Below are 25,483 nucleotides of genomic sequence, written 5' to 3'. Positions count from 1 at the left end.
TTTAGAAGACGGGCACCCCGGCCCGGGTCAGCCGCCAGTCCACCGACGCGAACTGCGCCGGGTCCACCGTCCCCTTCGCCTTCACCCACTGGATGATCGTGTTGCGGATCTCCTCCGAATTCGCCCACAACTGCCTGGCCTGAGGCACGTGCGGGAAGTTCCCGCCACCGGACGCCCGGTAGTTGTTGACCGCCAGCACGAACTGCGCCGCCGGATCCACCGGCTTGCCCTGGAACGACAGCCCCGTGATCCGCGAACCCACCGGCTGCGACACATCGATGTCGTACGCCAGCCCGTACACGGCGTCGTAGTTGTAGTCCGGCGTCGCCTCCGCGTTCGTCAGCTTCGCCGGATCCACCACCGCGTCCGGCGCCGTCAGCGCGTAGTACCTCGCCGAGTACTCCAGATACGCCTTCATCTGCGCACCCGTCATCAGCCGCGCCTCCAGCGTGTTCTCGAACGGATACAGACCCGCCGCATCCTTGATCGTCACCTGCCCGGCCGGAATCGACGCCGTCCGCGAGAAGCACGACGCCTGCGACAGCACCGGCAGCGCCGCCCACTCCGTACCCGCCAGCGCCGCCTTCACCGTCTCCGCCTGCACATGGCTGATCAGATCGATGATCGCCACGTCCTTGAACGGACCCTCCGCCGAAGACATCGCCTGCGTGGACGTACCGATCACCTGGTTGACGTACGCCACGACCTTGCGGTGCTCGTCCGACAGCAGCCGCACGATCTTCGGGTCCTCCACCGCCGCATTCGAGTTCAGCACCCGGGCCGACACCTTCGCCACCGACCAGCAGCCCTTCGCCCACGTCAGCTCGAAGTCGAACAACGTCAGCCGCTGCCCCCACTTCAACGGCTCCGACAGCACCACGTCCTTGCCGGTCGCCTTGTTCTTCACCCGGTACTCCGGGATCTCCGTGTGCGCGTGGCCCACCAGGATCGCGTCGATCCCCGGCACCTGCTCCGCCACCAGACCCGCCGCGTTCTCGACGTACGGCAACTGGTCACCGTAGGACGACGTACCGCTCGACCCCGAATGCGCCGACACGATCACCACGTCCGCACCCAGCGACCGCAGCCGCGGCACGTACTTCGCCGCCTGCTCCTCCAGACCCGGGAACGTCATCTTCCCCTGCACGTTCGCCTTGTCCCAGATCGCGATCCCCGGATTCGTCAGACCCAGAACCGCCACCTTCACGTCCCGCCCGTGCGGCGTACGCAACCGGTGCATGCTGTACGGAGGGAACGCCGGCCGCAACGTCTTCGCGTCCAGCGCATTCGCCCCGAGCAGCGGGAAGTCACACTGCTCCTCGAACTTCCGCAGCACCGGAATGCCGTAATTGAACTCGTGGTTCCCCAGCGCCGCCGCGTCATAGCCGATCGCGTTCATCGCCTGCGCCATCGGATGCACCGGACCACGCCGCGCGGTGATCGGATCCACCTTCGCGTAGTAGTACGACAACTGCGTGCCCTGAATCGTGTCACCCGCATCGATCAGCAGCGTGTTGCAACGCCCCTTCTCCGCCCGCACCTGCTCCACCAGCGTGGAGATCTTCGCCAGACCCACATCGTTGTGCGCCTTGTCGTCGAACTCCTTGTCCGTGAAGTAGTCCCAGTTGAAGACGTTCCCGTGCAGATCGGTCGTCCCCATCACCGTGAACGCGTACGTCTTGGGCCCCGCGGCCGAAACGGCACCGGCCGCCCCGTCAGCCGCCGCGGCCGGAGAGCTCGTGGCCCCCGTCAACACCACGGCCGCACCGGTAGCAGCCGAAGTGCCCAGAAAAGTCCTACGGTCGAACGCCATGCCATCTCCCCTTGTGAGGCAGTACTTAAAGGTGGGCAACGCGCGTAGATTCTGACCCAGCAGTAACAGCCCGCAACACCCCTCACAGGTTTCGATCCGATGACCACACCCGGACCAGTCGCAGTGCGACCCTGAAACCATGACCCAGGACGCATCGCACCAGCCCTACGGAACCCCCGAAGTCCCCCGCGTCGCAGTCCGCGGCGAAGCCCGCCTCGAAGTCGACCCCGAGATCGCCCGCATCGGCATCACCGTCAGCGCCCGCGGCACCGACCGGCGCACCGCCCTCGAAGACCTCACCCGCCGCAACAACGCCGTCCTCGACCTCGTCAAAAGCTACGGCGACCCCGTCGAAAACCTCGAAACCGGCGCCTTCTCCATCACCCCCGAACTCACCCGCCACGGCCGCGCCGAACGCATCCGCGCCTACCACGGACGCGTCCACCTCACCGCCGAACTCAACGACTTCACCACCCTCGGCGAACTCACCACCCGCCTCGCCGACCTCGAACTCACCCAGGTCGACGGACCCTGGTGGGCCCTGCGCCCCACCTCACCCGCCCACGGCGAAGCCCGCCGGCAAGCCGTACTCGAAGCCGTCCAACGCGCCCGCGAATACGCCGCCGCCCTCGGCTCCACCCTCGCCGCCCTCGTCGAACTCGCCGACCTCGGCGCCGAGAACACCCCCGCCCCCTTCCCCTCCGGCGCCGGCGGCGGCATGCGCACCATGGCCTTCAGCGCAACCGAGGAAGCGGCACCCGCACTCGACCTCGAACCCCAGCGCCAGACCGTCTACGCACAGGTCAACGCGCGCTTCACCATGACCCCTCCCCGGCTGTGAAACCCCACCCCCCGAACTGAAAACCTGCGCCCCGGGGGTGCTCATCAGAGCACCCCCATGCACATTCAACAATTGTCAACAACCTTTTGCTCAAAGGTTGTTGAGTGGACACCCGGAACCAATTTCCTACTCCCTGGTAGGGGCATACGCTCGCCCCATGCGCCGAGCGAAAATCGTATGTACCCTGGGCCCCGCCACCGACTCATACGACCAGATCAAAGCCCTGGTCGAAGCCGGAATGGACATCGCCCGCTTCAACCTCAGCCACGGCACCTACGCCGAACACGAAGAGCGCTACCGGCACGTCCGCAAAGCCTCCGACGAAACCGGCCGCAGCGTCGGCGTCCTCGCAGACCTTCAAGGCCCGAAGATCCGCCTGGGCCGCTTCCGCGAAGGCCCCGTACTCCTTGAACGCGGCGACGAATTCACCATCACCGTCGAAGACCACGAAGGCGACCGCCACACCTGCGGCACCACCTACAAAGGCCTCGCCGAAGACGTCACCACCGGCGAACGCATCCTCGTGGACGACGGCCGCGTCACCCTCGAAGTCACCGCAGTCGACGGACCCCACGTCCGCACCCGCGTCATCGAAGGCGGCATGATCTCCGACCACAAGGGACTCAACCTCCCCGGCGTCGCAGTCTCCGTACCCGCCCTCTCCGAAAAAGACATCGAAGGCCTCCGCTGGGCCCTGCGCATCGGCGCCGACGTCATCGCCCTCTCCTTCGTCCGCAGCGGACACGACATCGAAGACGTCCACCGCATCATGGACGAAGAAGACCGGCGCCTCCCCGTCATCGCCAAGGTCGAAAAGCCCCAAGCGGTCGAAAACATCGACGACATCGTCGCCGCCTTCGACGGCATCATGGTCGCCCGCGGAGACCTCGGCGTCGAAATGCCCCTCGAACAAGTCCCCATCGTCCAGAAGCGAGCCGTCAAACTCGCCAAGCGCAACGCCAAGCCCGTCATCGTCGCCACCCAAATGCTCGACTCGATGATCGACAACTCCCGACCCACCCGCGCCGAAGCCTCCGACGTCGCCAACGCCGTCATCGACGGAACCGACGCCGTCATGCTCTCCGGCGAAACCAGCGTCGGCAAATACCCCGTCGAAACCGTCCTCACCATGGCCCGCATCATCGAAGCCGCCGAAGAAGACATCCTCGCCAAAGGCCTCCCCCCACTCACCGACCGCAACAAGCCCCGCACCCAAGGCGGAGCAGTCGCCCGCGCAGCCGCCGAAATGGGCGACTTCCTCGGCGCCAAATTCCTCGTCGCCTTCACCCAGAGCGGAGACACCGTCCGCCGGCTCTCCCGCTACCGCTCACCCATCCCCCTCCTCGCCTTCACCCCCGACCCCGCCACCCGCTCCCAGCTCAACCTCACCTGGGGCGTCGAAACCTTCCTCGGCCCCCACGTCGACTCAACCGACGCCATGGTCGCCCAAGTCGAAGAACAACTCCTGCGCATCGGCCGCTGCGTACCCGGCGACGTCGTCGTCATCACCGCCGGCTCACCCCCAGGAGTCACCGGATCCACCAACCTGGTCCGCGTCCACCACATCGGCGACGCCGTCCGCTGAGACAGGGACAGCGCACCCCCGGTGACGACACCGGCTACAGCACCTCACGTATGAGACGCACCGCGTCGGGCACCACCCGCCGGCTCCCACCCCTCTCCGGGAGCCCGCCCGACGCGGTCCACCGCGCCCCCGCACCCAGCCCCCGCGCCGTCCCCCGCATCCGCCGCCACCCGAACTCCGGGGTGAAGAACGGCGCCAACGCCCCACACCCCACATCACCGGGCACCGACGCCGCACGCACCATCCCCGCGAGCGCCCCCTCGGCCCCGGTGTCGTGCCCCCGCGGCACTCTGAGCACCGTCGCCCCACCCCGGTCGTGGCCCACCGGCCCGGCCCCGCCCACCGGCACCCCCACCGCCTCCGCCCCCGACGCCTGAGGCCACACATCCGCCTCCGGCGCGAACGGCTCGGGGAAATTCGGAATCCGCACCTCATGCCCCTCGGCCGCGAACTCCTCACCGGTGGACGAGTACCAGTGCTCCCCGCCGCTCACTCCGTTCCCGTACCCGCACCCGCACCCGCCCTCGTGCGCAAACGCGATCTCGCTCATGACTCAGCCCCCCGACCCGTCCGGTCCAAAATCGAAACGCCACGCAGCGTTTCGATAAAACGGTAGGGCTTATCTTGAAGCCGTGTCAATCACTCCTTCGGGCAACCCACCCCGCACCGGCGGCCGCCTCCGCAACGAAGACGCCCACCACTCCGTCCTCGAAGCCACCACCGCACTCCTCCTGGAACACGGCTACGGCGCCCTCACCATCGAAGGCGTCGCCAAGCGCGCCCACGTCGCCAAGAGCACCGTCTACCGCTGGTGGAAATCCAAACCCGCCCTCGTCATGGACGCCTACGCCCACGAAACCGCCACCCAGGACCCCGAACCCGACACCGGCACCCTCGCCGGCGACCTCACCGCCGCCGTCACCGACCTCTACCGCATCGGCCGCGACCCCGTCCGCGCCAAAGCCCTCACCGGCCTCATGGCCGAAGCCCAGCTCGACCCCGCCTCCGCCGAACCCTTCCGCACCTGGGCCGCCACCCGCCGCGACATCGTCAAGACCCTCCTCGCCCGCGCCGCCACCCGCGAGGAACTCCCCGCCGACACCGACCTCGACCACGCCGCCGACCTCGTCCTCGGCCCCTTCTGGTACCGCCTCCTCAGCGCCCACGCCCCCCTGGACCCCGCCGACGCCGAAGCCCACGTGGCCACGGCCCTCAACGGCCTCACCACCCGCCCGGAAACCCCCGCCCCCAGGTAGCCTCGGAACCATGGTCCAAAGCCAGGCCGGGAACGTGGACGACTACCTCGCCGAACTCCCCGAAGAACGCAGACAACCCCTGACCCGCCTCCGCGACCTCTGCCGCACCGAACTCCCCGGATACACCGAAGTGATGGCCTACGGGATGCCCGCCTACGAACGCGACGGCACCGGCGAGATCGCCTTCGCGAGCCAGAAGCAGTACATCTCCTTCTACCTCCTGCGCACCGACGTCCGCGACGCCTTCGCCGACCGACTGGCCGTCCACGACATGGGCAAGGGCTGCCTGCGCTTCCGCCGACCCGAGAAGATCGACTTCGAGCTCCTCGGAGACCTGCTGCGCGCCACGGCAGCGGCCGCCCCGGGCAAGGCCTGCTGACCCCCGGGCCGCGCTAGTACTTCGGCCCGATGTGCGCGTCCATGAGCGCGACGGACGCCTTTCGGGCGATGGAGACGTTGAAGGGGTCGCTGCCCCGAGCGAGGATCGTCCACTGGACGCCGACCTTGGCGAGGGTGTCGGTGCAGAGCTTCCGGATGTCGTCGGACTTGTTGGTGAAGAAGTACCGGGGGTACTCGTAGCGCTTGCCGTTGCGCACGGTCCAGTTGGTGATCCGGCACCCGTCGGAGTGGATCAGCCCCCGGATGAACTCCCAGGGGTGCGCGTCGACGATCTCCTGCTGCCAGTCCTCGAGGGCGATCCGCCGCTCGTGCTTCTTGCCGGGTCCGTGCTGGGGGAACAGGCAGGTCCAGTGGTGCGTGTACGACTTCACCTCTACGTACCCGTTCCTGTGACGGCGACGAACGCTGGGCAAGCGCATGACGAGGTGCATGGCTTCCTCAGCTGCGTCGACAAGGCCCGCCCAGGCGGCGTCGCAGAAGATGGACAGGTGGTGCTGCTTAGGCTTCGAGATGATGTGGCCATCGCCGAGATATAGGCCCAGAAGGTACGCGTAGGCAGGCTGGTCGAATTCCCGGCCTGTGCAGAGGGGGCAGTCGGACGGTTGGACATAGGTCTCGCCCCGGCGCTTCCGGTCCTCGTGCCGCCACCAGCCGATGGTGCCGCGGGGGACGTTGAGATGCTCCGCGACGGCCCGGTTCGGCATGCCTCGGCGCAGCAGTACGACTGCTTGTTCGCGTATCGCGGGATTGTGCTCCATGCTCGGGAGCTTCGTCGCCATTCGCCCGTTTGGCCGCTATGTGAAGCTTCGTTCACCGTGACGAGTGAAGATCGCTCAACAGGTTTGCGACCTTGAAAACAAAGGAGAAGTGCCCCGAGTCGGATTCGAACCGACGCTGAATGGGTTTTGAATCCATCGCCTCTACCGCTGGGCTACCGGGGCCCCTTTGAAACGAAGGATACCGAAGACCCTCCGTGTCACAAACATACAGGAGCTAGGTAGGCTCGTGGGAGCTGAACCGCCTTGCAACGAGGAGCCCCCCGTGACCGCCGAGCACGAGTCGACGCCCACGCCCGACGCCGACCAGTCGCACGTTCCGCCGCTGACGACGCGCGTCGTCATCGCCGAGGACGAGGCGCTCATCCGTCTCGACCTCAAGGAGATGCTCGAGGAGGAGGGCTACGCAGTCGTCGGTGAGGCCGGAGACGGGCAGACGGCCATCGAGCTGGCCCGTGAGCACCGCCCCGACCTGGTGATCCTCGACGTGAAGATGCCCGTCCTGGACGGGATCTCCGCCGCCGAGAAGATCGCGGAGGAGTCCATCGCCCCCGTGCTGATGCTCACCGCGTTCTCGCAGCGCGACCTCGTCGAGCGGGCTCGCGACGCCGGGGCCATGGCGTACCTGGTCAAGCCCTTCAGCAAGAGCGACGTCGTGCCGGCCATCGAGATGGCCGTGTCCCGCTTCGCCGAGCTCCGCGCGCTGGAGAAGGAGGTCGCGGACCTCTCGCTGCGCCTGGAGACCCGCAAGCTCGTGGACCGGGCGAAGAGCATTCTGCAGACGCAGTACGGGCTCTCCGAGCCGGCCGCCTTCCGCTGGATCCAGAAGACCTCGATGGACCGCCGGATGTCCATGCAGCAGGTCGCCGAGGCGGTCATCGAGGACGCCGAGGAGAAGAAGGCCGCCGCCAAGGGCGAGTAGGACCTGCTCGGAACGTACGAGTGAGGCCCGCCTCCGGATCCTGGATCCAGAGGCGGGCCTCACTCGTACGAAGGAAAGGACTCAGTCCTCGCCGAGGTACGCCTTGCGGACGTCCTCGTTGACCAGGAGCTCGCGGCCCGGGCCCGACAGGACGACCTTGCCGATCTCCATCACGTGTCCACGGTCGGCCAGGGACAGCGCGGCCTGGGCGTTCTGCTCGACCAGGAGGATGGTCGTGCCCTGGGACTTCAGCTCCGCGATGGTCGCCATGATCTTCTGCATCATGATCGGCGAGAGGCCCATCGAGGGCTCGTCCAGCATGAGCAGCTTCGGCCGGGACATGAGCGCGCGGCCCATGGCCAGCATCTGCTGCTCGCCGCCCGAGAGGGTGCCCGCGGCCTGCTTGCGACGCTCGCCCAGGATCGGGAAGAGGTCGTAGGCGCGCTGGACGTCCTTGTGGATGCCGTCCTTGTCCTTGCGCAGGAAGGCGCCGAGGAGGAGGTTGTCCTCGATCGTCATGCGCGGGAAGATGTGCCGCCCCTCGGGGGAGTGGGCGAGTCCGAGCGCGACGATGTCGTGCGCGGGGATCTTCTTGAGCGACTTGCCCTGGAACTTGATCTGTCCGCCGCGCGGCTTGATCAGGCCGGACAGGGTGCGCAGGGTGGTCGTCTTGCCGGCGCCGTTGGTGCCGATGAGCGTGACGATCTGGCCGGCGTCGACGCTGAACGAGATGCCCTTGACGGCTTCGATCTTGCCGTAGGCGACGCGGAGGTCCTCGACCTCGAGGAGTGCGGTCACCGGTCTTCTCCGTCCGTGCTCGTCGTGCTGTGCGTCGCCTCGCCGTGCGTCGCCTCGCTGTGCGCTTCGGCTGCTTCGACCTCTGCGGCCTCCTCGGCGCCGGGGGCGCCTTCGAAGGGTTCGCCGAGGTAGGCGGCGATGACGCGTTCGTCGCCCTGGACCTCGGCGGCGGTGCCCTCGATGAGCTTTTCGCCCTGGACGAGGCAGGCGACGCGGTCGCAGAGGTTGAAGATGAAGCGCATGTCGTGCTCGATGACGAGGACGGCGATGCCCTGGTCCCGGATGGCGAAGATGAGTTCTTCGGTGGTCCGGGTCTCCTGCGGGTTCATGCCGGCGGTGGGCTCGTCCAGGAGGATGAGGCCGGGGTCGCTGGCGAGGGCGCGGGCGATCTCGAGCTTGCGCTGGTCACCGTAGGGGAGGTTGCGGGCGAGGTGTTCGGCCTTGTCGGCGAGGCCGATGAACTCGAGGAGTTCCATGGCCTTCTCGCGGCTCGCGGCTTCTTCCCGGCCGAAGCTGGGGAGGCGCAGGAGCGAGGCCCAGAGGCCTTGCTTGGTGCGGGTGTGGCGTCCGACGAGGACGTTTTCCAAGACCGTCATGTTGTTGAAGAGACGGATGTTCTGGAAGGTGCGGGCGATGCCGGCCGCGGTGACCTTGAAGGACTTGGGGGGCAGGACCGTGCCCTTGTACCGGACTTCACCCTCGGTGGGGATGTAGAGGCCGGTGAGGCAGTTGAAGAAGGTGGTCTTGCCGGCGCCGTTGGGGCCGATGAGGCCGACGATCTCGCCGCTGCGCACGGTGAGGTCGACGTTCTTGACGGCGGTGAGGCCGCCGAAGCGCATCGTGACGCCGCGTGCGTCGAGGACGGTCTCCGCCGTGGTGGCGGGGGTTTCGGGGGTGGTGGTCGTCATGGGTCAGACCCCTGCCTTGCCGAGGACCGTGGGGAGGACCGTGGGCGCTTCCATGTCCTTGTGGAGTTCGAGCTGGTTGCGCTTGTTGGGGATGAGGCCTTCGGGGCGCAGGCGCATCAGGATGATGAGGGCGATGCCGAAGGTGAGGAGCTGGTACTCGCCCAGGAACTGGAGCTTGTTGGGGAGCAGGAAGAGCAGCGATCCGCCGACCAGGGGGCCGGAGATGGTTCCCATGCCGCCGAGGACGACGGCGGCGAGGAGGAAGGCGGAGTTCGGGGGTACGGCGTTGGCGAAGACGTACTGGTCCGGGGTGACCGTGTAGTTCACGTGGGCCTGTACGGCGCCTGCGAGTCCGGCGAGGGTGGCACCGAGTGCGAAGGCGATGAGCTTGACGCGGAAGCCGTTGATGCCCATGGCTTCTGCGGCGGTCTCGTCTTCGCGGATGGCGACCCAGGCGCGGCCGATGCGGGATTCCGCGCTGCGGCGGAAGACCATGACCACGATGAAGGTGATCAGGAGCATCAGGAAGAAGTAGTTGGCGAAGCGGCCGATGGCGAATCCGGCGATGGTGTGGGTCGCTCCGAAGTCGAATCCGAAGAGGTCGACGTTGGGGATGTTGGCGATGCCGTTGGGCCCGTTGGTGATGTCGGGGCCGGAGACGCCGTCGAGGTTGTTCATGGAGATGCGGAAGATCTCACCGAAGCCGAGCGTGACGATGGCGAGGTAGTCGCCGCGCAGGCGCAGGGTGGGGGCGCCGATGAGGACGCCGAAGACCATGGAGGCCGCTGCGCCGATGAGGAGTGCGGCCCAGAAGGGGAGGTGCACGCCGAAGGGCGAGTTGGGGGAGCCGGAGACCAGGGCCGCGGTGTAGGCGCCGACGCCGAGGAAGGCGACGTAGCCGAGGTCGAGGAGGCCGGTGAGGCCGACGACGATGTTCAGGCCGAGTGCGACGGTGGCGAAGATGAGGATGTTGACGCCGAGGGTCGCGTACTGGTCGTCGGTCTGGGTGAAGGGGAACGCGGCTGCCGCTGCGAAGGCGCCGATGAGGGCGACGTTGCGGTGGCGGGCGGTGAGTGTGGTGACGCGTGCCATGAGGCCGGCTTTGTTGACGGCGGAGAAGCCGAAGCCGGCGGTGATCAGGAAGCCGATGAAGAGTTCCTGGTACGGCGTGGTGATGCCGTAGGTGAAGACGGCGAGGCCGAGCGCGAGGATGCCGGTGATCATGAGGATCTCGGCCCAGGCGGGGAGGGCGCGGGCGGGCTTGGCCGGGCCGGAGACGAAGGCGGCCTTCGCGGTGGTGACCTTGTTGCGGGCGTCGTGCTTGAACTGTTCCCAGCCGTTGTCGTCGGGGTCGGCCGCTTCGAGGGTCGGGCGTTCGAAGGGGAGCGCGAGGGCGCCGATGAGGGCGAGCAGGGTGACGGCGGCGACGACGTATCCGCCGGGTTCGAGGTCGGCGATGGCCCCGAGGGTGTTGATGATCGCGAAGATCGTGTACCAGGCGGTGACGAAGGCGGCGAGGGCGGAGAGCTTGATCGCCGCGTCGGCTCCGGCGGGGGTGAGCCACTGGAGGCCCTTGACCCCGTAGGAGGAGAGGCCGAAGAGGACGGTGAGGGCGCCGCCGACGAGGACGAGCCACTGGAGGCCGCCGGGGTATCCGGTGACGGTGAGGTCGCCGGGGAACCTGGCGGTCCAGGTCCAGGAGAGGAAGCAGGAGGCGACGGTGAGGGCGCCTCCGGCGACGGCGAGCGCGCGGGCCGTCTTCTCGGGGAGGGGGATGAAGCCCTTGGGCTTGGGCGCTGCGTTCATGGTCGTGGTGTCCGTGGTGGTGGTCGTCATGGTTCTCACGCCCTGTCCGCGACGCGTTCGCCCAGCAGGCCCTGTGGCCTGAAGAGGAGTACGAGGATGAGGAGGACGAACGCCCAGGTGTTGCCCCAGGACTGTCCGCCGAGCTGCTGGAAGCCCGGGATGTCGGCGACGTAGGCGGTGGTCAGGGTCTCGGCGAGGCCGAGGACGATGCCGCCGATCATGGCGCCGTAGATGTTGCCGATGCCGCCGAGGACTGCCGCGGTGAAGGCCTTGAGGCCGAGCAGGAAGCCCATCTTGAAGTTGACTTCGCCGTACTTCAGGCCGTAGGCGACGGCTCCGATGGCGGCGAAGGCGGCGCCGAGGGCGAACGCGACCGTGATGATGCGGTCGGTGTTGATGCCCATGAGCTTGGCGGTGTCGGGGTCCTGCGAGGTGGCCTGCATGCCGCGGCCGGTGCGGGTCTTCTTGACGAAGAAGCCGAGGAAGGCCATGGAGATGGGTGCGGCGAGGAGGAGGAAGACGTCACCGGTCTGGATGGTGATGCTGCCGATGTTGAAGGGGCCGCCGGGGATCTCGGGGAAGACTACGGAGGACTTCGCGTCGGGGTACCAGGCCCATACCGCCTGCTGGAGGGCGAGGGAGAGGCCGATGGCGGTGATGAGCGGGGCGAGGCGGGGTGCGCTGCGCAGTGGGCGGTACGCGAAGCGTTCGGCGCCGACTGCTATGAGGGTGGCGACGATGATCGCGCCTATGAGCATGAGCGGGAGGGCGATCCACATGGTGGTGCCCCCGGGGAGCATCAGCCAGACGGTGAGTGCCCCGAATCCGCCGGTCATGAAGATCTCGCCATGCGCGAAGTTGATGAGCTGGACGATGCCGTAGACCATCGTGTAGCCAATGGCGACGAGCCCGTACATGGATCCCAGTAGCAGGCCGTTGACCAGCTGTTGCGGCAGTTCGTGCACCGCAGGTCCTCCGAGTCTTTCGACGGATGTGACACCGCGCGGGGCGCTTTTGTGCGCGCCCCGCGCGGCCAAGGTGTGGGTGGTGCTCCGGTGGCCGGCCGTTCGAGCGGACTACCGGCTACCGGTGGGTGGGAGGGGAGGTCAGCCGCCGAAGGTGCCGGACTCGACGGACTTCCAGTCGCTGCCCTCGACCTTGTAGACGGTGAGCTGCTTGTTGGTGGCGTCGCCGAACTCGTCGAAGGAGACCTTGCCGGTCACACCCTCGAAGGACACGCCCTGGACGGCGGCGAGGACCTTGGCGCGGGCGTCGGCGGGGAGCTTGCCGTTGTTGGCGTCGACGACGGACTTGACGGCCTCGATGACGGCCCAGGCGGAGTCGTAGGAGTAGCCGCCGTAGGCGGAGAAGGCTTCCTTGTACCCGGCCTTGGTGTAGTTGGCGACGAAGTCCTTGGCGGAGGGCAGGCTCTCGACGGGGGCGCCGACCGAGGTGGCGAGGTCGCCCGTGGCGCCGTCACCGGCGAGCTCGACGTACTTCTTGTCGTAGATGCCGTCGCCGCCGACGAGCGGGATGTTGGTGCCGGAGGCCTTGATCTGCTTGCTGAGGGGGCCGGCTGCGGGGTACTCGCCGCCGTAGTAGACGACCTCGGCGCCGGAGCTCTTGACCTGGGTCACGACGGCGGAGAAGTCCTTGCTCTCCGGGTCGATGTGGCCCTCGCCGACGACCTGGCCGCCGAGCTTGGTGAATTCGCCCTTGAAGGTGCCGGCGAGGCCCGCGCCGTAGGTCTTCTTGTCGTCGATGACGAAGACCTTCTTCTTGCCGGCCTTGTTGAAGAGGTACTGCGCCGCGAACGGGCCCTGGATGGCGTCCGTGGTGGCGGTGCGGAAGTAGCTCTTGTAGGTGCGGACCTTCTCGCCCGTGGCCCACTTGGGGCCCTGGGTGAGGGAGGGGCTGGTGTTGGCGGGGGAGATCTGGACGAGCTTGGCGTCGTCGAAGACCTTCTGCATGGACTCCGAGACGGAGGAGTTCAGCGGGCCGACGACGCCGAGGACGTCCTTGTCGGCGACGAGCTTGGTGGCGTTCTGCTGGCCGGAGGAGGCCTGGGCCTGGTCGTCGAGGGCCTGGACCTTGAAGGTGACGCCCTTGACGTACTTCTTCTCGTTGGCCTGCTTGGCGGCGAGGTCGGCGGAGTTCTTGATGCCGAGGCCGAGGGCCGAGAGGTCGCCGGTGAGCGGGGAGTCGACGCCGATGACGACCGTGATGTCGCCGCCGCCGCCGGCGTTGTCGCCGGCCTTGTCGTCACGCGAACCGCAGGCGGTGAGGGTGAGGGCGCCCGCAGCGAGCGCGGCGGTCACGGCAATGAGAGAACGCTGACGCACGATCAGTCCTTTCCTGGCGTTGCGCCCCCCGTGGGGCGCACCGTGTCTCACGCGGGGAACCGAACTGAAGTGAATCCGGCGGTCGCGGTGACTGGCCGTGACTCTAAGCGGGTCTTGGGACGTTATGGAGGGCTCAGGCCAATGATGTGACTCTCTTGTTATGCCACGGCGTAATACATAGCGGATCTCTGCGGGTGGAACGGGGGAATTCCGGCCGGTTCGTCTTGTCCGCATGCTGAGACCGGTGAGGAGTGTGGGGCGGTATGGGTCCTGTCGCGCCAGGACTCTTAGGCCTTTTGGTCATGACGGCGTCTGGGTGCCCGTGTCTCGGACTTCGGGACAGGCCCTGGTCAGGGCGACGGAGAGATCACCGGCATATCGGTCACCGGGGATGTAGCCGTGCTCTTCCTTCTGGAATTTATTACTCAGGGTTACTTCCAGGAAGGGCAGTCCAGAATTCCGTGCTACATGCACGCAGTCAGTCACCTGAATCCGCACGAGCAGGTCGCGCGTTTCGCCGGCGGCGACGGTGGCCGGAAGCAGTGGCTCGACGATCACTTTCAAGCCGCGGGAAGGCTGCGACAACCGCTCCAGCGTGACGGCCGGACCGACGGCCGTGCGCACACGCACGGTGAACACGAAGGCGCTGCCGGAGGGTGCCGGGTCCACCGGGCCGACGTAGGTCAGGGAGAAGACCTGGGAGGGCGCGGGGGGCGGGTGCGCGACGGGCCGGGGCCGGGCCGCGTACAGCGCGGCGCCCGTGGCGGCCACGGCCGACGCGCAGAGCAGCGCCCCCGCGGCGAGCACGGCCCGCCGGTGGCCCGCGTAGACCTCCCGGGCCCGCCGGGACAAGCGGTCGGCGCGGCCGTCGGTGAGGTGGGGCGTACGGGCGCCGGGGCGCGGGCCGTCGTGGGCCTCGGTGCCCTCTCCGGGCTCGAGCGGGCCGATGGCGCCGCTCACTGCCAGGGCCCGCCGGTCGGGACGCCGGAGCGGTAGCGCTCCGCGCAGAGCCGCCCGGCCTCGCGGGCGGTGAGCTCGCGGGCGGCGGCCGGACCCTCGGCGCGCGCCTCGGCGCGGGCCGCGGTGAGGACGGTGAGCAGGATCTCGTTCTGGCCGCCGGACAGTCCCATCGACTGGTAGTCGAGGTGGACGGCGTCGGGGCCGTCGCCGGCGTCGAGGATCACGCCGGCCCAGTGGGTGATCAGGTCGGAGCACAGCCGCTGGGGCGGGGTGGGCTCCGGGGCCGGGGCGGTGCCCGGTCGCGCGGCGCGGTCGGAGGAGCCGGAGGGATCGCCGGGAGGGCTTCCGGCCCGGGCGGCCGTGGGCTGTCCGGCCGCGCTCGCGGCTCCGGAGCCGGTAGCCGGTCCGGAGCCGCAGCCGAGCAGTGCGGCGGTCAGCAGCGCCGTCGTGGCGGCCGCGGCCGAGGCGCGCCGCGGCGCCGGTGCGGATCCCATGCGGGCACGCTAGACCGGCGCCGCGAGGAGGGCAACGGCTAGTTGTTGCCGTCCTGTTGCGGTCCCGCGTCGCGCAGCAGGCAGGTGAGGCGGGCGGTGCAGACCCGGCGGTCCTGCTCGTCGGTGACGACGACCTCGTAGGTGGCGGTGGAGCGGCCCCGGTGGACGGGGGTGGCGACGCCGGTGACCAGGCCGGAGCGGGCGCCGCGGTGGTGGGTGCAGTTCAGGTCGACGCCGACGGCGATCTTGGTGATGCCGCCGTGCATCATGGCGCCGACCGAGCCGATGGTCTCGGCGAGCACGGCGGAGGCCCCGCCGTGGAGGAGCCCGTAGGGCTGGGTGTTGCCCTCGACGGGCATGGTGGCGACGACGCGCTCGGCGGATGCCTCGAGGATCCGGATGTCCATCCGCTTCCCGAGGTCCCCCGCCGAGAACAGCGCGGGCAGGTCGATGCCCAGGGCCGTGTACTCGTCGAGGACCTCTTGCGGGAACTTCACCGCGTGCTGCTCGCCCATGGGCCGACTCCGTTCGTCAACGTTCGTTAACCATCTTGTCCTCGGGTCGTTCTATCAGGCCGCTTCGAAGCGCACGACGACGGACTTGCTCGCGGGGGTGTTGCTGGTGTCCGCGGTGGAGTCGAGGGGCACCAGCACGTTGGTCTCGGGGTAGTAGGCGGCGGCGCAGCCGCGGGCGGTGGGGTAGTGGACGACGCGGAAGCCGGGGGCGCGCCGCTCGACGCCGTCGCGCCATTCGCTGACGAGGTCGGTGTACGAGCCGTCGGCGAGTCCGAGCTCGGCCGCGTCCTCGGGGTTGACCATGACGACGCGGCGGCCGCCGGTGATGCCGCGGTAGCGGTCGTCGAGGCCGTAGATGGTGGTGTTGTACTGGTCGTGGCTGCGCAGCGTCTGCAGGAGCAGCCGGCCGGCCGGGACGCGCGGGTACTCCACGGGTGCGGCGGTGAAGTTGGCCTTGCCGGTCTTCGTGGGGAAGCGGCGCTCGTCGCGCGGGGCGTGCGGGAGCTGGAAGCCGCCGGGGCGGGAGACGCGGGCGTTGAAGTCCTCGAAGCCGGGGACGACGCGGGAGATCCGGTCGCGGATGGCGGCGTAGTCCCGTTCGAATTCCTCCCAGGGGGTCCGGGAGGCCTCGCCGAGGACGGCGCGGGCCGTGCGGGCCACGATCGCGGGCTCGGAGAGCAGGTGCGGGGAGGCGGGGGCGAGGTTGCCGCGCGAGGAGTGGACCATGCCCATGGAGTCCTCGACGGTCACGAACTGCTTGCCGGCGGCCTGGACGTCCTTGTCGGTGCGGCCGAGGGTGGGCAGGATCAGGGCGCGTCGGCCGGTGACCGCGTGGGAGCGGTTGAGTTTGGTGGAGACGTGCACGGTCAGGGAGGCGCGGCGGATCGCGGCCTCGGTGACCTCGGTGTCGGGGGTGGCGCCGACGAAGTTGCCGCCCATGGCGAAGAGCACCTTGGCCTCGCCGTCGCGCAGGGCCTGGATGGAGCGGACGACGTCGAAGCCGTGCTCGCGGGGCGAGGTGATGCCGAATTCCTTGTCGAGGGCGTCGAGGAAGGCCGCTGCGGGGCGTTCGAAGATCCCCATGGTGCGGTCGCCCTGCACGTTGGAGTGGCCGCGGACGGGGCAGACGCCGGCGCCGGGGCGGCCGATGTTCCCGCGCAGGAGGAGGAGGTTGACGACCTCGCGGATGGTGGCGACGGAGTGCTTGTGCTGGGTGAGGCCCATGGCCCAGCAGACGATGGTGCGCTTCGAGGCCAGGACCATGGCGAGGGCGCGCTCGATGTCGGGGCGGGTCAGGCCGGTCGCGGTGAGGGTCTCGGCCCAGTCGGTGTCCTTGGCGGCGGCCGCGAACTCCTCGTACCCGTGGGTGTGCTCGCGGATGAAGGCCTCGTCGGTCGCGCCGTCCGTTTCCAGGACGAGCTTGTTGAGGAGGCGGAAGAGGGCCTGGTCGCCGCCGATGCGGATCTGGAGGAAGAGGTCGTTGAGGGCGGCGCCCTTGAGCATGCCGAGGGGGCTCTGGGGGTTCTTGAACCGCTCCATGCCGGCCTCGGGGAGCGGATTCACCGAGATGATCTTCGCGCCGGCGGACTTGGCCTTCTCCAGCGCGGACAGCATCCGGGGGTGGTTGGTGCCCGGGTTCTGTCCGGCGACGATGATCAGGTCGGCCTGGTGGAGGTCTTCGAGGGACACGCTGCCCTTGCCGACGCCGATCGTCTCGTTCAGCGCGGAGCCCGAGGACTCGTGGCACATGTTGGAACAGTCCGGGAGGTTGTTGGTGCCGAACTCGCGGACGAAGAGCTGGAAGAGGAACGCGGCTTCGTTGCTGGTGCGGCCCGAGGTGTAGAAGAGGGCCTCGTCGGGGGAGTCCAGGGCGCGCAGTTCCTCCGCGACGACCGCGAAGGCCCGCTCCCAGCTGACCGGCTCGTACCGGTCGCCGCCCGCTTCGAGCAGCATGGGCTGGGTGATGCGGCCCTGCTGTCCCAGCCAGTAGCCGGAGCGGCCGGCCAGGTCGCCCAGCGGGTGCGCGGCGAAGAACTCGGGGGTGACCCGGCGCAGCGTGGCCTCCTCGGCGACGGCCTTGGCGCCGTTCTCGCAGAATTCGGCGGTGTGCCGCTTGTCTCCCTCGGGCCAGGCGCAGCCGGGGCAGTCGAAGCCGTCCTTCTGGTTGACCTTGAGGAGGGTGCGGGCGGTGCGGGCCAGCCCCATCTGCTGCTGCGCGATCTTCAGGGTGTGCCCGATGGCGGGCAGGCCGGCGGCCGCGTGCTTGGGGGGCGCGACCTGCGGTGCGTCCTGTACGGGATCCCCTGCGGGCGGCTTGGCGGCCATGTCGCTCCCCTTCGAGCTGTCGAGCGGCGCGGCGTCGTCGCCGCGCGTGTGCGCGTACGCCTGCGGGGGGAGCGGACGGAGGTGCGTGTCCCCGCGCATGTCCCCGCACGTGCGTACACATCCGATCCTGTCACGGACCTCCGACATCGCCGACGCCGGAATTGTCGGTGGGGCCGCCTAGGATCGGGGGCGTGGCAGATTCAGCATCGAAGAAGACCGACCAGCCGACCGCAGCGGACCGCCCCCGCCTGATGCTCATGGACGGGCACTCCCTGGCGTACCGGGCGTTCTTCGCGCTGCCCGCGGAGAACTTCACGACCGCGACGGGACAGCCGACCAACGCCATCTACGGGTTCGCCTCGATGCTGGCGAACACGCTGCGCGACGAGGCGCCCACGCACTTCGCGGTGGCGTTCGACGTGTCCCGCAAGACGTGGCGCTCGACGGAGTTCCCCGAGTACAAGGCGAACCGCTCCAAGACCCCAGACGAGTTCAAGGGGCAGGTCGAGCTGATCGGCGAGCTCCTCGACGCGATGAGCGTGCCGCGGTTCGCGGTCGACGGCTTCGAGGCCGACGACGTGATCGCGACGCTGGCCACGCAGGCGGAGGCCCTCGGCTTCGACGTCCTGATCGTCACCGGTGACCGGGACTCCTTCCAACTGGTCTCCGAGCACACCACCGTGCTCTACCCGACCAAGGGCGTCTCCGAGCTGACCCGCTTCACTCCGGAGAAGGTCGAGGAGAAGTATGGGCTCACCCCCCAGCAGTATCCGGACTTCGCGGCGCTGCGCGGTGACCCGTCCGACAACCTCCCCGGGATCCCGGGCGTCGGCGAGAAGACCGCCGCCAAGTGGATCACCCAGTTCGGGTCGTTCAAGGAGCTCGTCGAGCGCGCCGAGGAGGTCAAGGGCAAGGCCGGGCAGAACTTCCGGGACCACCTGGAGGCCGTGAAGCTCAACCGGGTCCTGACCGAGATGGTCAAGGACGTCGCGCTGCCCCGGACCCCCGCCGACCTGGCCCGGGTCCCCTACGACCGGACCGCCGTCACCGGCGTGCTGGACGTGCTGGAGATCCGCAACACCTCGCTGCGCGAGCGGCTCCTCGCCGTCGACCCGGGCGCGGCCGAGGCGCAGGCCCCCGCCCCGGTGGCGCCCGCCGTGGAGCTCGACGGCTCCGTCCTGGGCGCCGGCGAGCTGGCGCCGTGGCTGGAGATCCACGGGGGCGCCCCGCTCGGCGTCCGCACCGTCGACACCTGGGCGCTCGGCACCGGCAACGTCTCGGAGATCGCGCTGGCCTCGGCCGACGGCGCGGCCGCATGGTTCGAGCCGACCGCGCTGGACGCCGCCGACGAGCAGGCCTTCGCCGCCTGGGCCGCCGACGCCGGCAAGCCGAAGGCGGTGCACAACGCCAAGGCCCTGATGCGGGTGTTCCCCGAGCACGGCTGGACCCTGGCCGGCGTCGCCATGGACACCGCGCTCGCCGCCTACCTCGTCAAGCCGGGCCGCCGCTCCTTCGCGCTCGACGTGCTGTCCCAGGAGTACCTGCACCGGGAGCTGGCGCCGGCCGCCGCCGACGGCCAGCTCGCCTTCGGCGCCGACGACACCGCCGAGGCGGAGGCCCTGATGGCGCAGGCCCGCGCCGTCCTGGACCTCGGCGACGCCTTCGCGGTCAAGCTGCTCGAGGTGGGCGCGGCCGGACTGCTCCACGACATGGAGCTGCCCACCTCCGAGCTGCTGGCCCGGATGGAGCGGTCCGGGATCGCCGCCGACCGCAGCCACCTCGAGGCCATGGAGCAGCAGTTCGGCGCGGCCGTGCAGCAGGCGGTGAAGGAGGCGCACGCGGCGGTCGGCCACGAGTTCAACCTCGGCTCGCCCAAGCAGCTCCAGGAGGTCTTCTTCGGCGAGCTGGACCTGCCGAAGACGAAGAAGACCAAGACCGGCTACACCACGGACGCGGACGCGCTGGCCTGGCTGGCCGCGCAGACCGACCACGAACTCCCGGTGATCATGCTCCGTCACCGGGAGCAGGCCAAGCTGCGCGTCACCGTCGAGGGCCTGGTCAAGACGGTCGCCGCCGACGGCCGCGTGCACACCAGCTTCAGCCAGACCGTCGCCGCGACCGGGCGCCTGTCCTCCACCGACCCCAACCTGCAGAACGTGCCGGTGCGCACCGACGAGGGCCGCGCGATCCGCCGCGGCTTCGTCGTCGGCGAGGGCTTCGAGTCCCTCATGACCGCCGACTACAGCCAGATCGAGCTGCGCGTCATGGCCCACCTCTCCGAGGACGAGGGCCTGATCGAGGCGTTCCTGACGGGCGAGGACCTGCACACCACCGTCGCCTCCCAGGTGTTCGGCGTCGAACGGTCCGCGGTCGACGCCGAGATGCGGCGCAAGATCAAGGCCATGTCCTACGGCCTGGCCTACGGGCTCTCCGCGTTCGGCCTGGCCCAGCAGCTGAACATCGAGCCCGGCGAGGCCCGCGGCCTGATGGAGACCTTCTTCGAGCGGTTCGGAGGCGTCCGGGACTACCTGGGCCGCGTGGTCGAGGAGGCCCGCGCCACCGGGTACACGGCGACCATCCTCGGCCGCCGCCGGTACCTGCCCGACCTCAACAGCGACAACCGCCAGCGCCGGGAGGCCGCCGAGCGGATGGCGCTGAACGCCCCGATCCAGGGCACCGCCGCCGACATCGTCAAGGTCGCGATGCTGCGCGTCGACAAGGCGATCACCGGAGCCGGGCTGAAGTCGCGGCTGCTGCTCCAGGTCCACGACGAAATCGTGCTGGAGATCGCCCCGGGCGAGCGGAAGGCGGTGGAGGAACTGGTGCGCCGCGAGATGGCCGACGCCGTCGACCTCCGCGCCCCGCTCGACGTGTCCGTGGGCGTCGGCCCCGACTGGGAGTCCGCCGCGCACTGATGTCCGTACCGGCCTGCGGATCCTTGATCCTTCCGGCCAGCCGCGGACGCCCGTTCCCGCTAGGCGGTGGGGACGGGCGTCCGCGTTTCCCCGTCCTCGGCCACACGGCGCCCGCCGTCACCGCGTCCGCCGCGGTGGAGCAGCCGTACGAGGACCCCGTAGAGCAGGAGGGCCACGCACAGGCCGCCGCCCGCGCCGAAGCAGACGGTCGGGATGATGTCGAGCGGCGTACGGATCCGGTCGAAGAAGGTGTAGAAGCGGAGCACGCGCACCGTCACGCAGACCCCCACGCACACCACGACGAGCAGCGCCGCGCCCCAGACCTCCGCCCGGCGCAGTACGGGTACGGACGCGGGCGCGGGGGACGGCGGCAGCCGGCGCAGGGCCGTCGCCGTGAACCAGAGCAGCGCGCAGGCGGCGACGGCCGAGGACCCGTACTGCAGGTAGGAGTAGAGCGGCAGGCCGAAGGCGAGGGGGTCGCCGAGCCGCGGCAGGGCGCGCATGCCCCAGCGGTCCACGTGCGTGAAGCTGTCCCACACGATGTGCGTGAGGGAGCCGGCCACCGACGAGAGGTAGAACCACAGGGCGAGCGAGGGCAGTCGGCGCTCCCGCCAGTGCTCGCCCCGCACGAACGCGTGGACCGGGCCCCGCCGGGCGCGCGGCAGGAGGGCGATCAGCGGTTCGCGCAACAGCAGCCAGCACGCCGCGAGGGCCAAGGTCAGCACGGCGTCCGCGGTCAGCACCCCCACCGGAGCGTGCGTGAACGCGCCGTACGGCTTGACGCCCGGGACGACCGTGTCCGCGAAGTAGAAGGTGTCCGGCGCGAACGAGCCGAGGACCAGCGCCGATCCGACGAGCGGGCCCCGGGCGCGCCCGGTCCGCCGGATGGCCGGAAGGACGGCGGCCGCGTGGCTGAGAGTGAACGGCATGACACCTCGTAAGGGGTTCTGCGGACAGTGCGCCCAGTATGGGTGGCCTGCGGAACTCGTGGGGAAGTCGTGAATTCCGGCTCGCGATACGTGCCCTGCGCAGCGAGTTGACGTAGGGTCACGCGGACGTCGAGGGGGAGGGGGTTCCGGCTCATGGCGGTTCGGATACGGATACGGATACGGGCGCGGATGGCGGCCGGCTTCGCCAGGGCGGCGGGCAAGGGCGGGGCGGCCGTCCTGGTCGCCGCGCTGGCGGCTGCCGCGCTGACGGCCTCTCAGGGGCCCGTCGCGGACCACCGCGAGCGGACGGCCGCGGCGGGCGGGGGCGCCCCGCCGGCCGGGGCGCCGGCCGACGGCGCCGCCGGGGACACCTCCTACTTCACCGCGCTCCCCCCGCTCGTGAGCCCCGAGCCGCCGGCCGTGCTGCTGGGCGAGGACGGGGTGGCGGCGCAGCCCGCGCAGCAGGCCGCCGGGCAGGAGGCGCCGCGCAACGAGCCCGTCGCCCTGGGCGGGGCGCAGGCCGCGCAGGGGATACCGGCGAGCGTGCTCGCCGCGTACCGGCACGCGGAGCAGACGGTCGGCGCGAGCGACCCGGGGTGCGGGCTGCGCTGGCAGCTCCTCGCCGCGATCGGCAAGGTCGAGTCGGGCCAGGCGCGCGGCGGCCAGGTCAACGCCGCCGGTACGACGCTGCGGCCGATCCTCGGCCCGGTGCTCGACGGCAACGGCTTCGCGAACATCTCCGACACGGACCGCGGTGCCTACGACGGGGACACGCGGTACGACCGGGCGGTCGGACCGATGCAGTTCATCCCGTCCACGTGGGCCTCGTGGGGGCAGGACGGCAACGGAGACGGCAAGCGCGACCCCCACAACGTGTACGACGCCGCGCTCGCCGCCGGGCGCTACCTGTGCGCCGGCACGCGCGACCTGCGGGCGGACGCCGATCTGGACCGGGCCGTGCTGTCGTACAACCAGTCCGGCGCGTACCTGCGGACGGTGCGGTCGTGGTACGCGTACTACCTGAAGGGAACGCACGTGGTCCCGGACGGCCGCGGCGCCGCCGACACCCCGGCCACGACGACGGCCCCGCACCCGCGGCCCGCCCCCACGCCCACGCCCACCCCCACGCCGAAGCCCGATCCCACGCCGACTCCTACGCCCGATCCCACGCCGACTCCTACGCCCGATCCCACGCCGACACCTACGCCGGAGCCGACGCCCACGCCGACTCCTACGCCGGAGCCGACCCCCACGCCGACCCCCACGCCGACCCCCACGCCGACCCCCACGCCGGAGCCGACCCCCACGCCGGAGCCGACTCCGACTCCGACCCCCACCCCCACGCCGAAGCCCGAGCCGGTGCCCACGCCGACCCCGAAGCCCACCTCGTCGACCGCGGCCTCCCCGTCCCCGAAGCCCACCCCGTCCCCGAAGCCCACGCCGTCCCCGTCCGCCGTGACCCCGGCGGCGTGACCGAACCGGCGGCGTGACGGCCGAGCCGCCTGCCCGAGTACGGGCGGCGAGGTCGCGCTCGTCCGCCCGATCGGTGGCGCAAACGGTTCTCATCTGTCACCCGCATTGCTACGGTGCCCCCGCCCTGACGCCCCATCAGATTCCGGAGGTCCCGCATGCGCGCAATCGTCGCCGCCGCCAGCGGTCTCGTCCTCGCGGTGCTCCTCGTCCTCGCCATCACGGCGATGGGGACGCCGGAAGGCAAGACCTCGCCGAAGCCCCTGCTCACCACCGCGCCCGCCGCGCCCGGAAAGTAGAGGAGGGCCCGGCCATGCGACGCAGAGCCAGCCTCGTCCTGCTAGCCCTCGCCGTGTTCTGCGCGGCCCTCGCGCCGCTGCTGCGCTGGTACGCGTACCCCCGGCTGGCGAAGATCCCGCCGGAGCAGTACCAGGAGGTGGTCCTGGAGGCGAAGGACGCGACCCTCCTCGACTACACCTCCGGCATGGAGCCGAAGAAGGTCGACAAGGTCACCATCGTCCAGACGCTGAAGGGCAACGTCGAGGCGTCGAAGGAGATCGAGGCCGGCGCCGGCAAGGACGTGGTCGTCTGGGACACGCTGACCTACATCATGGGTCCGGACGGGAAGATGGTCTCCCAGATACCCGAGCGCTACATCTTCGACGCCCACTCCCAGGACCCGGTCCACGCCACCGGCGAATCCGTGGACGGGGACGCGGTCAGGCGCGAGGGCATCGAGTTCAAATGGCCGTTCTTCACCGAGCCGCGCGACTACCTGTACTTCGACGCGCAGACCCGCAGCTCCTCGCCCATCCACTACGTCGGCCCGCGCACGTTCAAGGGCATGGACGTCTACTACTACGAGCAGACCATCCCCTGGACGAAGGTCTCGCTGCCGAAGAAGATGCCGATCGAGGGCATCGACCCCGCGACCTTCGAGCAGACCACCGGCACCAGCCTCTGGTACTCCACCAAGGCGATGTTCTGGGTCGACCCGGTGACCGGGGCGCCCGTCAACGCCGAGCAGGAGATCCAGCAGGAGATGCGCGGCGGCATCGCGTCCGGCGGACCCGACGGCAAGCTCACCGTCTTCGCGGGGCACGTGAAGATGCGCGAGGACTACAGCGACCACACCGTCGAGCTGGTCAAGTCGAACCGGACCAAGGTGCTCGCGCTGCACACCTACGCGCCGGTCGGCCTCGCGGCCGGCGGGCTCGCGCTCCTCGGGGTCGCCCTGTGGCTGGAGGCGCGCGGCCGGCGACGCCCCGAGGACGGTCCGCCGGCCCCCGTCACCGCCTGAGCCGGGCGTTGGTGTGCCGGGTGGGCTCGGCGGTCGCCGGATCCTCCGGCCAGGGGTGCCTGGGGTAGCGGCCGCGCAGCTCGGCGCGGACGGCGCGGTAGCCGCCCCGCCAGAACGACGCCAGGTCGGCGGTGACGGCGGCGGGCCGGCCGGCCGGCGACAGCAGGTGGACGAGTACGGGAACCCCCGCGACCCGGGGGGTCTCGGCCAGCCCGAACACTTCCTGGAGCTTGACGGCGAGTACGGGCTGCCCGTGCTCGGCGGCGTAGTCCACGCGGATCCGCGATCCGCTGGGCACCTCGATCCGCTCCGGAGCCAGCTCGTCGAGCCGGCCGGCTTCGCCGGTGGACCAGGGCAGCAGCCGGTTCAGCGCCTGCCCGGCGTCGATCCGCGCGAGGTCGCCGCGGCGCCGGGCCCGCGACAGCTCGGGCTCCAGCCAGTCGTCGGCGCGCGCCAGCAGCACGGCGTCGTCGGCCACGTCGGGCCAGGCGCCGCCGAGCGTGCGGTGCAGGAATCCGAGCCGGGCCCGGAGCGCGCGTGAGTCCGGGGTCCAGCGCAACAGGCCCAGCCCCTCGGCGCGCAGCCCGTCGAGGAGGGCGGCCCGGACGAGGGCCCGGTCGGGGTCGCGCAGGGGTCGAGCGGCGAGCTCGACGGCACCGAGGCGGGTGACGCTCCGGGCGACGAGGTCCCCGTCCTCCCAGTGGACCTCCTCGCCCGAGCGGAACAGGTGGCCGGCGGCCGCCCTGGCGGTGTCCTCGTCGACGAGGGCCGCGAGCCGGACGCGGGCGGACGCGGAGTGCGGGGGCCTGTCGGCGACGGCGACGGCCAGCCAGGGAGCGCTGCGCAGCGCCGACCCGTCGGAGAGCTCGGCGGCGGTCCCCGAGGCCATGAGGAAGGCGCCCTGGCCCTTGGCCTTCGCCACCCGCTCCGGGAACGCGAGCGCGGCGACCAGTCCGGCGGCGGAGTCGTCGGGGAGGGGCGGGGCCGGCGAGGATCCCGCGGGCGGCCCGGCGGGGTCCCTTTCGGCGGCTGCGCTCGACCGGGCGATGTGGGGCTCCGACCAGGCCGCGTCCGTCGAGCCCGGCGGCCTGACCCGGCTGGTCCGCGACATCCGCACCATCGAGACCGC

General features: G+C 70.1%; 22 protein-coding genes, 1 tRNA gene and 2 pseudogenes. 11 read left to right on the top strand and 14 right to left on the bottom strand.

Annotated elements, in window-relative coordinates; genetic code table 11:
- Position 1: 1 nt before the first annotated feature.
- A complete protein-coding gene (locus ABZY44_RS25400; RefSeq protein ID WP_356657579.1) occupies positions 2-1,813 on the bottom strand; it encodes a 5'-nucleotidase C-terminal domain-containing protein in 1,812 nt (603 codons plus the stop codon).
- 139 nt (positions 1,814-1,952) lie between these two features.
- On the opposite strand from ABZY44_RS25400, the gene ABZY44_RS25395 reads away from it, so the two are divergent.
- From ABZY44_RS25395 to ABZY44_RS25375, 5 genes are all read left to right on the top strand, one after another.
- Complete coding sequence (locus ABZY44_RS25395) at positions 1,953-2,654, top strand: SIMPL domain-containing protein (protein ID WP_356657577.1); 702 nt, start codon at positions 1,953-1,955, stop codon at positions 2,652-2,654.
- A 157-nt stretch (positions 2,655-2,811) separates the two neighbouring features.
- Positions 2,812-4,239 carry a pyruvate kinase gene (gene pyk, locus ABZY44_RS25390; RefSeq protein ID WP_356657575.1) on the top strand — a complete coding sequence of 476 codons (1,428 nt, stop codon included), beginning with the start codon at positions 2,812-2,814 and terminating at the stop codon, positions 4,237-4,239.
- A gap of 50 nt (positions 4,240-4,289) precedes the next feature.
- Positions 4,290-4,616: a hypothetical protein gene (locus ABZY44_RS25385; RefSeq protein ID WP_356657573.1), complete on the top strand. Its 327-nt coding sequence runs from the start codon at positions 4,290-4,292 to the stop codon at positions 4,614-4,616.
- 255 nt (positions 4,617-4,871) lie between these two features.
- Positions 4,872-5,495: a TetR/AcrR family transcriptional regulator gene (locus tag ABZY44_RS25380; protein WP_356657571.1), complete on the top strand. Its 624-nt coding sequence runs from the start codon at positions 4,872-4,874 to the stop codon at positions 5,493-5,495.
- 10 nt (positions 5,496-5,505) lie between these two features.
- On the top strand, positions 5,506-5,874 hold the full coding sequence (locus tag ABZY44_RS25375; RefSeq protein WP_356657569.1) for a DUF1801 domain-containing protein: 369 nt from the start codon (positions 5,506-5,508) through the stop codon (positions 5,872-5,874).
- 13 nt (positions 5,875-5,887) lie between these two features.
- Here the strand turns inward: ABZY44_RS25375 and ABZY44_RS25370 are convergent, their stop codons facing one another.
- Both ABZY44_RS25370 and ABZY44_RS25365 read right to left on the bottom strand, forming a co-directional pair.
- Positions 5,888-6,652 (bottom strand): helix-turn-helix domain-containing protein, encoded by a 765-nt coding sequence (locus ABZY44_RS25370; protein WP_356657567.1) that lies wholly within the window; start codon positions 6,650-6,652, stop codon positions 5,888-5,890.
- A gap of 110 nt (positions 6,653-6,762) precedes the next feature.
- Positions 6,763-6,835: transfer RNA gene (locus ABZY44_RS25365), tRNA-Leu, on the bottom strand.
- 100 nt (positions 6,836-6,935) lie between these two features.
- Between ABZY44_RS25365 and ABZY44_RS25360 the strand changes: the two genes are divergently transcribed.
- A complete protein-coding gene (locus tag ABZY44_RS25360; RefSeq protein ID WP_112449761.1) occupies positions 6,936-7,592 on the top strand; it encodes a response regulator in 657 nt (218 codons plus the stop codon).
- A gap of 81 nt (positions 7,593-7,673) precedes the next feature.
- Here ABZY44_RS25360 and ABZY44_RS25355 read toward each other — a convergent pair whose 3' ends face one another.
- From ABZY44_RS25355 to ABZY44_RS25315, 9 genes are all read right to left on the bottom strand, one after another.
- Positions 7,674-8,390, bottom strand: coding sequence for an ABC transporter ATP-binding protein (locus ABZY44_RS25355; protein ID WP_356657565.1), 717 nt, complete (start codon positions 8,388-8,390; stop codon positions 7,674-7,676).
- The gene (locus tag ABZY44_RS25350) at positions 8,387-9,298 is read right to left on the bottom strand and encodes an ABC transporter ATP-binding protein (protein ID WP_356657563.1); all 912 of its coding nucleotides are present in this window, start codon (positions 9,296-9,298) and stop codon (positions 8,387-8,389) included. The genes ABZY44_RS25355 and ABZY44_RS25350 overlap by 4 nt, the downstream gene beginning before the upstream one ends.
- A 3-nt stretch (positions 9,299-9,301) precedes the next feature.
- Positions 9,302-11,104 carry a branched-chain amino acid ABC transporter permease gene (locus ABZY44_RS25345; protein ID WP_356657623.1) on the bottom strand — a complete coding sequence of 601 codons (1,803 nt, stop codon included), beginning with the start codon at positions 11,102-11,104 and terminating at the stop codon, positions 9,302-9,304.
- Between the two features lie 35 nt (positions 11,105-11,139).
- Complete coding sequence (locus ABZY44_RS25340) at positions 11,140-12,069, bottom strand: branched-chain amino acid ABC transporter permease (RefSeq protein ID WP_356657561.1); 930 nt, start codon at positions 12,067-12,069, stop codon at positions 11,140-11,142.
- 141 nt (positions 12,070-12,210) lie between these two features.
- Positions 12,211-13,446 (bottom strand): branched-chain amino acid ABC transporter substrate-binding protein, encoded by a 1,236-nt coding sequence (locus tag ABZY44_RS25335; protein WP_356657559.1) that lies wholly within the window; start codon positions 13,444-13,446, stop codon positions 12,211-12,213.
- 300 nt (positions 13,447-13,746) lie between these two features.
- Complete coding sequence (locus ABZY44_RS25330; RefSeq protein WP_356657557.1) at positions 13,747-14,406, bottom strand: Tat pathway signal sequence domain protein; 660 nt, start codon at positions 14,404-14,406, stop codon at positions 13,747-13,749.
- Positions 14,403-14,900 carry a hypothetical protein gene (locus tag ABZY44_RS25325; RefSeq protein WP_356657555.1) on the bottom strand — a complete coding sequence of 166 codons (498 nt, stop codon included), beginning with the start codon at positions 14,898-14,900 and terminating at the stop codon, positions 14,403-14,405. Before ABZY44_RS25325 ends, ABZY44_RS25330 begins: the two co-directional genes overlap by 4 nt.
- A gap of 38 nt (positions 14,901-14,938) precedes the next feature.
- Positions 14,939-15,415 carry a hotdog fold thioesterase gene (locus ABZY44_RS25320; protein WP_356657553.1) on the bottom strand — a complete coding sequence of 159 codons (477 nt, stop codon included), beginning with the start codon at positions 15,413-15,415 and terminating at the stop codon, positions 14,939-14,941.
- A 54-nt stretch (positions 15,416-15,469) separates the two neighbouring features.
- Positions 15,470-17,740, bottom strand: coding sequence for an FdhF/YdeP family oxidoreductase (locus ABZY44_RS25315; protein WP_356657621.1), 2,271 nt, complete (start codon positions 17,738-17,740; stop codon positions 15,470-15,472).
- Positions 17,741-17,931: 191 nt separating this feature from the next.
- Between ABZY44_RS25315 and polA the strand changes: the two genes are divergently transcribed.
- On the top strand, positions 17,932-20,655 hold the full coding sequence (gene polA / locus ABZY44_RS25310) for a DNA polymerase I (protein WP_356657551.1): 2,724 nt from the start codon (positions 17,932-17,934) through the stop codon (positions 20,653-20,655).
- Between the two features lie 59 nt (positions 20,656-20,714).
- Here the strand turns inward: polA and ABZY44_RS25305 are convergent, their stop codons facing one another.
- Positions 20,715-21,584 (bottom strand): DUF4184 family protein, encoded by an 870-nt coding sequence (locus ABZY44_RS25305; protein ID WP_356657549.1) that lies wholly within the window; start codon positions 21,582-21,584, stop codon positions 20,715-20,717.
- Positions 21,585-21,773: 189 nt separating this feature from the next.
- Between ABZY44_RS25305 and ABZY44_RS25300 the strand changes: the two genes are divergently transcribed.
- From ABZY44_RS25300 to ABZY44_RS25290, 3 genes are all read left to right on the top strand, one after another.
- The gene (locus ABZY44_RS25300) at positions 21,774-23,057 is read left to right on the top strand and encodes a lytic transglycosylase domain-containing protein (RefSeq protein WP_356657619.1); all 1,284 of its coding nucleotides are present in this window, start codon (positions 21,774-21,776) and stop codon (positions 23,055-23,057) included.
- Between the two features lie 155 nt (positions 23,058-23,212).
- Positions 23,213-23,353, top strand: coding sequence for an SPW_0924 family protein (locus ABZY44_RS25295; protein WP_356657547.1), 141 nt, complete (start codon positions 23,213-23,215; stop codon positions 23,351-23,353).
- A 14-nt stretch (positions 23,354-23,367) separates the two neighbouring features.
- Positions 23,368-24,354 carry a DUF3068 domain-containing protein gene (locus ABZY44_RS25290; protein ID WP_356657545.1) on the top strand — a complete coding sequence of 329 codons (987 nt, stop codon included), beginning with the start codon at positions 23,368-23,370 and terminating at the stop codon, positions 24,352-24,354.
- On the opposite strand, the pseudogene ABZY44_RS25285 reads toward ABZY44_RS25290, so the two are convergent.
- Positions 24,344-25,324, bottom strand: a pseudogene (locus ABZY44_RS25285) (ATP-dependent helicase C-terminal domain-containing protein); the annotation flags it as partial. The gene ABZY44_RS25290 and the pseudogene ABZY44_RS25285 sit on opposite strands and share 11 nt — an antisense overlap.
- A 64-nt stretch (positions 25,325-25,388) precedes the next feature.
- Here ABZY44_RS25285 and ABZY44_RS25280 point away from each other — a divergent pair.
- Positions 25,389-25,483, top strand: a pseudogene (locus tag ABZY44_RS25280) (N-acetylneuraminate synthase family protein); the annotation flags it as partial.

It is taken from the genome of Streptomyces sp. NPDC006544, assembly GCF_040611715.1.
Taxonomy (GTDB): Bacteria; Actinomycetota; Actinomycetes; order Streptomycetales; family Streptomycetaceae; genus Streptomyces.
Note: the sequence above shows the minus strand (reverse complement) of the source record. Positions and strands in the feature narration are given on the sequence as shown.

Excerpts from the sequence above, each read along its gene's own strand:
- ABZY44_RS25400 (WP_356657579.1), bottom strand. The coding sequence starts at position 1,813 with ATGGCGTTCGACCGTAGGACTTTTCTGGGCACTTCGGCTGCTACCGGT.
- ABZY44_RS25395 (WP_356657577.1), top strand. The coding sequence starts at position 1,953 with ATGACCCAGGACGCATCGCACCAGCCCTACGGAACCCCCGAAGTCCCC.
- pyk (WP_356657575.1), top strand. The coding sequence starts at position 2,812 with ATGCGCCGAGCGAAAATCGTATGTACCCTGGGCCCCGCCACCGACTCA.
- ABZY44_RS25385 (WP_356657573.1), top strand. The coding sequence starts at position 4,290 with ATGAGACGCACCGCGTCGGGCACCACCCGCCGGCTCCCACCCCTCTCC.
- ABZY44_RS25375 (WP_356657569.1), top strand. The coding sequence starts at position 5,506 with ATGGTCCAAAGCCAGGCCGGGAACGTGGACGACTACCTCGCCGAACTC.
- ABZY44_RS25370 (WP_356657567.1), bottom strand. The coding sequence starts at position 6,652 with ATGGAGCACAATCCCGCGATACGCGAACAAGCAGTCGTACTGCTGCGC.
- ABZY44_RS25350 (WP_356657563.1), bottom strand. The coding sequence starts at position 9,298 with ATGACGACCACCACCCCCGAAACCCCCGCCACCACGGCGGAGACCGTC.
- ABZY44_RS25345 (WP_356657623.1), bottom strand. The coding sequence starts at position 11,104 with ATGAACGCAGCGCCCAAGCCCAAGGGCTTCATCCCCCTCCCCGAGAAG.
- ABZY44_RS25325 (WP_356657555.1), bottom strand. The coding sequence starts at position 14,900 with ATGGGATCCGCACCGGCGCCGCGGCGCGCCTCGGCCGCGGCCGCCACG.
- ABZY44_RS25320 (WP_356657553.1), bottom strand. The coding sequence starts at position 15,415 with ATGGGCGAGCAGCACGCGGTGAAGTTCCCGCAAGAGGTCCTCGACGAG.
- ABZY44_RS25315 (WP_356657621.1), bottom strand. The coding sequence starts at position 17,740 with ATGGCCGCCAAGCCGCCCGCAGGGGATCCCGTACAGGACGCACCGCAG.
- ABZY44_RS25305 (WP_356657549.1), bottom strand. The coding sequence starts at position 21,584 with ATGCCGTTCACTCTCAGCCACGCGGCCGCCGTCCTTCCGGCCATCCGG.
- ABZY44_RS25300 (WP_356657619.1), top strand. The coding sequence starts at position 21,774 with ATGGCGGCCGGCTTCGCCAGGGCGGCGGGCAAGGGCGGGGCGGCCGTC.
- ABZY44_RS25295 (WP_356657547.1), top strand. The coding sequence starts at position 23,213 with ATGCGCGCAATCGTCGCCGCCGCCAGCGGTCTCGTCCTCGCGGTGCTC.
- ABZY44_RS25290 (WP_356657545.1), top strand. The coding sequence starts at position 23,368 with ATGCGACGCAGAGCCAGCCTCGTCCTGCTAGCCCTCGCCGTGTTCTGC.